General features: G+C 41.0%; 4 protein-coding genes, 9 tRNA genes and 1 rRNA gene. All 14 read left to right on the top strand.

The window, feature by feature from the left end; genetic code table 11:
• Positions 1 to 161 precede the first annotated feature (161 nt).
• The 14 genes from rrf to glmM all read left to right on the top strand — a co-directional run bounded on the left by rrf (position 162) and on the right by glmM (position 6,233).
• Positions 162 to 277, top strand: a 5S ribosomal RNA gene (gene rrf / locus J2S77_RS07285).
• 77 nt (positions 278 to 354) lie between these two features.
• Positions 355 to 429: transfer RNA gene (locus J2S77_RS07280), tRNA-Asn, on the top strand.
• 18 nt (positions 430 to 447) lie between these two features.
• A tRNA-Thr gene (locus tag J2S77_RS07275) sits at positions 448 to 523 on the top strand.
• A 179-nt stretch (positions 524 to 702) separates the two neighbouring features.
• Positions 703 to 774: transfer RNA gene (locus tag J2S77_RS07270), tRNA-Glu, on the top strand.
• 30 nt (positions 775 to 804) lie between these two features.
• Positions 805 to 880, top strand: a tRNA-Val gene (locus J2S77_RS07265).
• A 9-nt stretch (positions 881 to 889) separates the two neighbouring features.
• Positions 890 to 966, top strand: a tRNA-Thr gene (locus J2S77_RS07260).
• Positions 967 to 972: 6 nt separating this feature from the next.
• A tRNA-Tyr gene (locus tag J2S77_RS07255) sits at positions 973 to 1,058 on the top strand.
• A gap of 5 nt (positions 1,059 to 1,063) precedes the next feature.
• Positions 1,064 to 1,138, top strand: a tRNA-Gln gene (locus tag J2S77_RS07250).
• 9 nt (positions 1,139 to 1,147) lie between these two features.
• Positions 1,148 to 1,220: transfer RNA gene (locus tag J2S77_RS07245), tRNA-Lys, on the top strand.
• A gap of 29 nt (positions 1,221 to 1,249) precedes the next feature.
• A tRNA-Ala gene (locus J2S77_RS07240) sits at positions 1,250 to 1,325 on the top strand.
• Positions 1,326 to 1,615: 290 nt separating this feature from the next.
• The gene (gene rocF / locus J2S77_RS07235; RefSeq protein WP_306976007.1) at positions 1,616 to 2,518 is read left to right on the top strand and encodes an arginase; all 903 of its coding nucleotides are present in this window, start codon (positions 1,616 to 1,618) and stop codon (positions 2,516 to 2,518) included.
• Positions 2,519 to 2,771: 253 nt separating this feature from the next.
• The gene (gene cdaA / locus J2S77_RS07230) at positions 2,772 to 3,593 is read left to right on the top strand and encodes a diadenylate cyclase CdaA (RefSeq protein WP_306976006.1); all 822 of its coding nucleotides are present in this window, start codon (positions 2,772 to 2,774) and stop codon (positions 3,591 to 3,593) included.
• A complete protein-coding gene (locus J2S77_RS07225; RefSeq protein ID WP_306976005.1) occupies positions 3,586 to 4,830 on the top strand; it encodes a CdaR family protein in 1,245 nt (414 codons plus the stop codon). Before cdaA ends, J2S77_RS07225 begins: the two co-directional genes overlap by 8 nt.
• 47 nt (positions 4,831 to 4,877) lie before the next feature.
• Positions 4,878 to 6,233 (top strand): phosphoglucosamine mutase, encoded by a 1,356-nt coding sequence (gene glmM / locus J2S77_RS07220; RefSeq protein ID WP_306976003.1) that lies wholly within the window; start codon positions 4,878 to 4,880, stop codon positions 6,231 to 6,233.
• Positions 6,234 to 6,484: the final 251 nt, after the last annotated feature.

The following is a 6,484-nucleotide window of genomic DNA, read 5'->3' as shown; positions in this document are numbered from 1 at the left end:
GTTGATAGGTCCGAGGTGGAAGCGTGGTGACACGTGGAGCTGACGGATACTAATCGATCGAGGACTTAACTAACGGTTAAGACGCCTGGTCGACGCTGCGCGGTATCATCTTATCTAGTTTTGAAGGTATTTTTCCTTCATCATAACTCAATAACATAAAGTCCGGTGGTTATGGCAGAGAGGTCACACCTGTTCCCATGCCGAACACAGCAGTTAAGCTCTCTAGCGCCGATGGTAGTTGGGGTTCTTCCCCTGCGAGAGTAGGACGCCGCCGGGCAATTTATTTTTCTTATTAGTTGCAAATAAGATTTTGTTTGTTATAATGGCAATTAGCTTAATAATTCTTTACTATATTCCAGCGTAGCTCAGAGGTAGAGCAATCGGCTGTTAACCGATTGGTCGCAGGTTCGAATCCTGCCGCTGGAGCCATTTTTTTGTTTTCTATGGGCTTCCATAGCTCAGCCGGTAGAGCACTTCCATGGTAAGGAAGGGGTCAGCGGTTCGAGTCCGCTTGGAAGCTCCAATAAAATAGATCGTTAATCATGAGCGAGCGCTTTTTTAAGCTAAGAGGCCGCTCATTTTATTTGCCAACGCGAAGATATTATAATTAGAATAAAATTTTAATTTATCTCTTTACAAGCTATTAGGTAGTCGCTATAATAATACTTGTCCTTTTCACGTAAAGACGTGAGATTAACACACGGCCCGTTGGTCAAGTGGTTAAGACACTGCCCTTTCACGGCAGTAACACGGGTTCGAATCCCGTACGGGTCATCATACATAATTTTGCACAAACTGTGCTTCGGAGGATTAGCTCAGTTGGGAGAGCACTTGCCTTACAAGCAAGGGGTCGGTGGTTCGAGCCCGCCATCCTCCACCATCTTAATAAGCCGGCCTAGCTCAATCTGGCAGAGCAACTGACTTGTAATCAGTAGGTTGGGAGTTCGAGTCTCTCGGCCGGCACCATTGTTTGGAGGGGTAGCGAAGTTGGCCAAACGCGGCGGACTGTAAATCCGCTCTCTCCGAGTTCGGCGGTTCGAATCCGTCCCCCTCCACCACTTATTGGGCCATAGCCAAGCGGTAAGGCAACGGTTTTTGGTACCGTCATGCGCTGGTTCGAATCCAGCTGGCCCAGCCATTATATTATGAGCCATTAGCTCAGCTGGCAGAGCATCTGACTTTTAATCAGAGGGTCGGTGGTTCGAATCCACCATGGCTCATTTTTAATTACATATTATATTGGATATTAGGGGCCTTAGCTCAGCTGGGAGAGCGCCTGCTTTGCACGCAGGAGGTCAGCGGTTCGATCCCGCTAGGCTCCACCATATCTTTTAGCTAAAGTTGTTCTCTGTTGGGGAGCAACTTTTTTTATTTGGGTAAAATTGTTATGGCTTGTGATGCAAAACCATAACAATTTTGGTGAAGTTTAATAATAGTTGAGACTGAGCTATTACCTAATGAGTGTTGACTAGAGTTCTGTATATTTCGAGAACCAGTTAATAAGTAAAGATTTAAAAGCCTGTCATCGTGCATATTTATTCAGGTTTTTGTCGCGTTGAACCATTTCGTTTTGGCTTATAAAATGAATGGAGGCAAATCGGAGGAGGAAAACGATATGAACAGTAGAATAGGCATTTTAGGCGCACCAATAACCGTAGCACAACCAATAGATGGTGTTGATTTGGGTCCTCAATCGATTCGTTATGCTGGTTTGGTCGATCGTTTAGCTGACTTAAACTTAGCAATAAGTGATTATGGTGATGTACCAGTCACTAATGAGCGCAGTCATCATGTTGATCCAAAAACGAACTTAAGAAACTTACCGATTATCGCTAAAAACAATCAGTTAATTGCTGATTATGTATATGATGTGAAAAAGAAAGGTGACTTTCCACTTGTATTAGGTGGAGATCACAGTATTGCGATTGGCACAATAGCAGCGCTCCATCATTTTTATAAAAACCTTGGAGTAATCTGGTTTGATGCTCATGCTGATTTAAATAGTGGTGACACATCACCGTCTGGAAATATCCACGGCATGTCCTTAGCTGTTAGTTTAGGAATTGGTCATGATCAGTTAACGGATATTCATGGGAAGCGAGCAAAAATAAAACCAGAGAACACTGTGATTATTGGTGCGCGTTCAGTTGATCAAGGTGAGCGTGAATTAATCCAAGACTTAGGGATTAAAGTTTATACCATGCATGACCTCGAAAAATATGGAATAACTCATGTCATGGAAGATGCTATTGGATACTTACATGAACGTGTAGATGGTATTCACTTAAGCTTAGATGTAGATGGGATTGACCCTACATATACGCCTGGAACGGGTACGCCAGTTAGTGGTGGACCGACTTACCGTGAGACACATTTAGCAATGTCTATGTTATATGATGCACAATTATTAACCTCCATGGAAGTGGTTGAGGTGAATCCTCTACTTGATCAAGGAAATAAAACGGCAGAAATCGCAAACGATATGATTGCAGCCTTCTTTGGGGAGAAGTATTGTTAAGGTTTTTGTTAAACTATGCTTGTCATTTAGGATGATAAGTATAGTTTTTTATTTATGAAATGACAAAACGTGTAATTTGGTTAGGTTCATCCGTTTCAGTTGTAACATTTTATGATATAATAAAACCAATTGAAATTTGAGACGTTATGTTACACGGAAGTTTTGGATACATAAGTTGCGGAATAATTGGATTATAACTTATTTATAATCGTTTATATGTAGAGAGAAAATAGTGCGTGAAGGAAGTGTCAACATGTCGTGGGAAGAGCTTGATTTCCTACAAGTGTTACGGATTGTCGTCGATATAGCGCTTGTATGGTTTGTGATCTATAAATTATTCTCGGTAATTCGGGGCACAAAAGCGGTCCAGTTGTTAAAGGGGATTTTTGTTGTATTAGGGATTTGGTTCTTTAGTTCAATCTTAGAGCTAAAAACGGTACAATGGCTTGTTTACCAAGCTATTACTTGGGGTTTTTTAGCTGTGATCATCCTTTTCCAACCAGAGATTCGTCGTGCATTGGAACAGCTTGGACGGGGAAGTTTCTTTGCGCGGAACTCGAATTCCGAAGAGAAATCTGTTTATGAAGCAATCGATGCGATCGTGAAGTCATGTAATTATATGAGTAAACGACGAATCGGGGCGTTAATATCTATTGAACGTGAAACAGGCCTTAGCGAATACGTTGAAACAGGTATTAATGTAAATGGCCAATTATCAAGTGAGCTCTTAACGAATATTTTCATTCCTAATGCGCCTTTACACGATGGGGCAGTGGTCATTAGTCAAAATGAGATCGTTGCGGCTGCTTGTTATTTACCGTTAAGTGAAAGTCCATTTATATCAAAAGAGTTAGGTACTAGGCACCGAGCGGCAATGGGTGTCAGTGAGGTGACAGATGCATTAACTATTATTGTGTCAGAAGAGACTGGTAATATTTCAGCGACTAAGAACGGGGAGTTATATCGCAAATTAGATGAGGACGGATTAAGGCAACTGTTGATGAAAGAGTTAAGTCCATCTGAACAAAATGGGACATCAAAGGCATTGAGTTGGAGGGCGAAACGAAATGGATAATTGGTTAAAAAGTCCTTGGGTTACGAGAATTGTTTCATTGTTTTTAGCGATATTATTATACACAACCGTTGCCATTGATGATGCCAACACCTCTCGTTCTAGCGATACTTTCTTGCCTTCAGGTTCGACTGTTACGCAAACGATGGAGGAAGTGCCACTTCAAGTAGATTTAGAGCAAGATGATGAATACGTCGTAAGAGGCGTGCCAGATACAGTTGATGTGACCGTTGAAGGGCCACGAAGTGTGATTACACAAACTGTTCGTCAACAGAACTTTGATGTATTAGTCGACTTAAATAACTTAGGAGAAGGTGAACATCAGGTTGATGTCACCCATGACGGGATTTCGTCACAGTTATCGGTGTTAGTTGACCCTAATCAGGTTAACGTGACAATAGAGAATCGAGCGACAGAAACATTTCCAATTGAAGTTGATTTAGTTGGGGATGATTCATTAGATCCAAACGATGTCTTCGCAAGTGAACCACAATTGTCACCTGGAGAAGTTGAGATTACAGGTTCGACTACAGAAATCGATGAAGTCTCGATGGTTAAAGCGATTGTGAGTTTACCTGAGCTTGCTCAAAGCGGTGAAGTTAGTGGAGCACCTGTACGAGTTTATGATAGTGAAGGTAATGAACTGAATGTGTATGTTGATCCATCGTCAGTGGATATAACAGCTGATGTCTCAGTTACTGATAAACGTTATCCTGTGACACATGAGACAACAGGTGAACTTGATGAAGATTTGGTATTACAAGATATAAGTCTAAACCCATCTTCAGCAACGCTATATGGCAGTATTGACCGTTTAGACGAAATTAATCAGCTGGAGCCTGTGAATATTGATTTATCAGAAGTTAGTGAGTCAACGACAATAGAAGTTGATTTATCAACGCCATCTGATGTTAATCGGATTGAACCTGAAACGGTTGAAGCAGAAATAGAAGTTGAAGAAGCTGTGGAAGATACAATCGAAGATGTTGAACTCGAAGTCGAAAACCTAGCTGAAGATCGTGAAATTACATTTATTGAACCGAATGATGAGCCTATTTTGGATGTTCAATTAACTGGAACAGAGGAAACTTTATCAAACTTAACCCGTGAAGATATTCGAGTCTGGATTGATGTTGAAGGTCAAGTTGAAGGTGAATTCTATGCGGATGTACAATTTGAAGGTCCAAATGGTGTGACATTGTCTTCAGATCAGGAACGTGTAAGAGTAAGAGTTGAATAAAATACTTAAAGATCTCGTTGATTGATGAAATAAAGGAGCGGAAAGAAATGGGAAAATATTTTGGTACTGATGGTGTTCGTGGCGTTGCCAATACAGAACTAACACCGGAATTAGCCTTTAAACTCGGTCGATGTGGTGCTTATCACCTAACGAAGAGTGCAACAGAGAAAGCGAAGTTACTCGTCGGACGTGATCCGCGAATTTCAAGTGAAATGTTAGAAAGTGCCTTGATTGCTGGTATTTTATCAGTTGGCGTCGATGTCATGCGACTTGGTGTGATTTCAACTCCAGGTGTGGCCTATTTAACGAAAGCATCAGGAGCGCATGCAGGTGTCATGATTTCAGCTTCACATAATCCAGTTGAAGACAACGGAATTAAATTCTTCAGTGAAAATGGTTTTAAATTAAATGATACACAAGAGAAAGAAATCGAAGCGATTTTAGATGCTGAAGATGATGAACTGCCACGCCCAACAGGTGTTCATGTCGGTCAACCGATGAATTATTTTGAAGCAGGGCAGAAGTATTTACAACATCTTAAACAGACAATTGATACTGACTTCGATGGTATGAAAATTGTGCTCGATTGTGCACATGGAGCAACATCATCACATGCGAATCATTTATTTGCTGATTTAGAAGCGGATGTTATCACAATTGGTTCACAACCAGATGGTACAAATATTAACGATGGGTATGGATCAACAAGTCCAGAAAACTTACGTCAGGCTGTTATTGATGAAGAAGCAGATGTTGGTTTAGCTTTTGACGGTGATGGTGACCGCCTTATTGCTGTAGATGAAAAAGGCAATATCATTGATGGTGACAAAATCATGTATATTTGCGGGCAATACTTAAAGAAAGCTGGTCGTTTAAAACAAGACACAGTTGTTACGACGATCATGAGTAACATCGGCTTATATCGTCAGTTTGATGAAATTGGCATCGATACAGTGAAAACGTCGGTTGGCGATCGTTATGTGATGGAAAAAATGCTCGAACGTGATTTTAATTTAGGTGGCGAGCAGTCAGGCCATATTATTTTCTTAGATTACAATACAACTGGCGATGGCATGTTAACGGCTCTGCAGTTACTTAATGCGATGCGTGAAACAGACCGTTCATTGTCATCACTGGCTGATGAAATGGAGAAATTCCCACAGGTGATGCAGAATGTGCGCGTGATTAATAAGCAGGAAGTGCAAGTTAATCGAACTGTGCAGGAAGCAATTGACCGTGTAGAATCCGAACTCGGTGATAAAGGTCGCGTACTCGTAAGACCATCCGGAACTGAGCCAGTAGTTCGTGTGATGGTTGAAGCACCTACCAAAGAAGAATGCGAAAAGTATGTTTCTGAAGTCGCGAAAGTGATTGATGAAACATATGGCTTAAAAGATGCATAAAATATCACAAGCATAAGGAGTGAGTCGTTCATTCCTTATGCCTATTTTATGCCATTAGATGATAAAAAACGCCAAGATGATTGACCTTATGCCATATCATGAGTAAAATATTGAGTGGTCGCTATAATCGACCTTGATTCAAATAAAGAAAGGAGCTTAGCAAAGAAACGAATTTAATTTAAAGCGCCAGGGCTATTTCTTTGACCGCTTAATAGGAAATAGTTGACGAGGTGGAGGTTCAATCGAGTGTT

Origin of the sequence: Alkalibacillus salilacus, from assembly GCF_030812915.1 — a bacterium.
GTDB classification, from domain to species: domain Bacteria; phylum Bacillota; class Bacilli; order Bacillales; family Alkalibacillaceae; genus Alkalibacillus; species Alkalibacillus salilacus.
The sequence above is the reverse complement of the archived record's forward strand: the minus strand, read 5'-3'. Positions and strand labels throughout refer to the sequence as shown.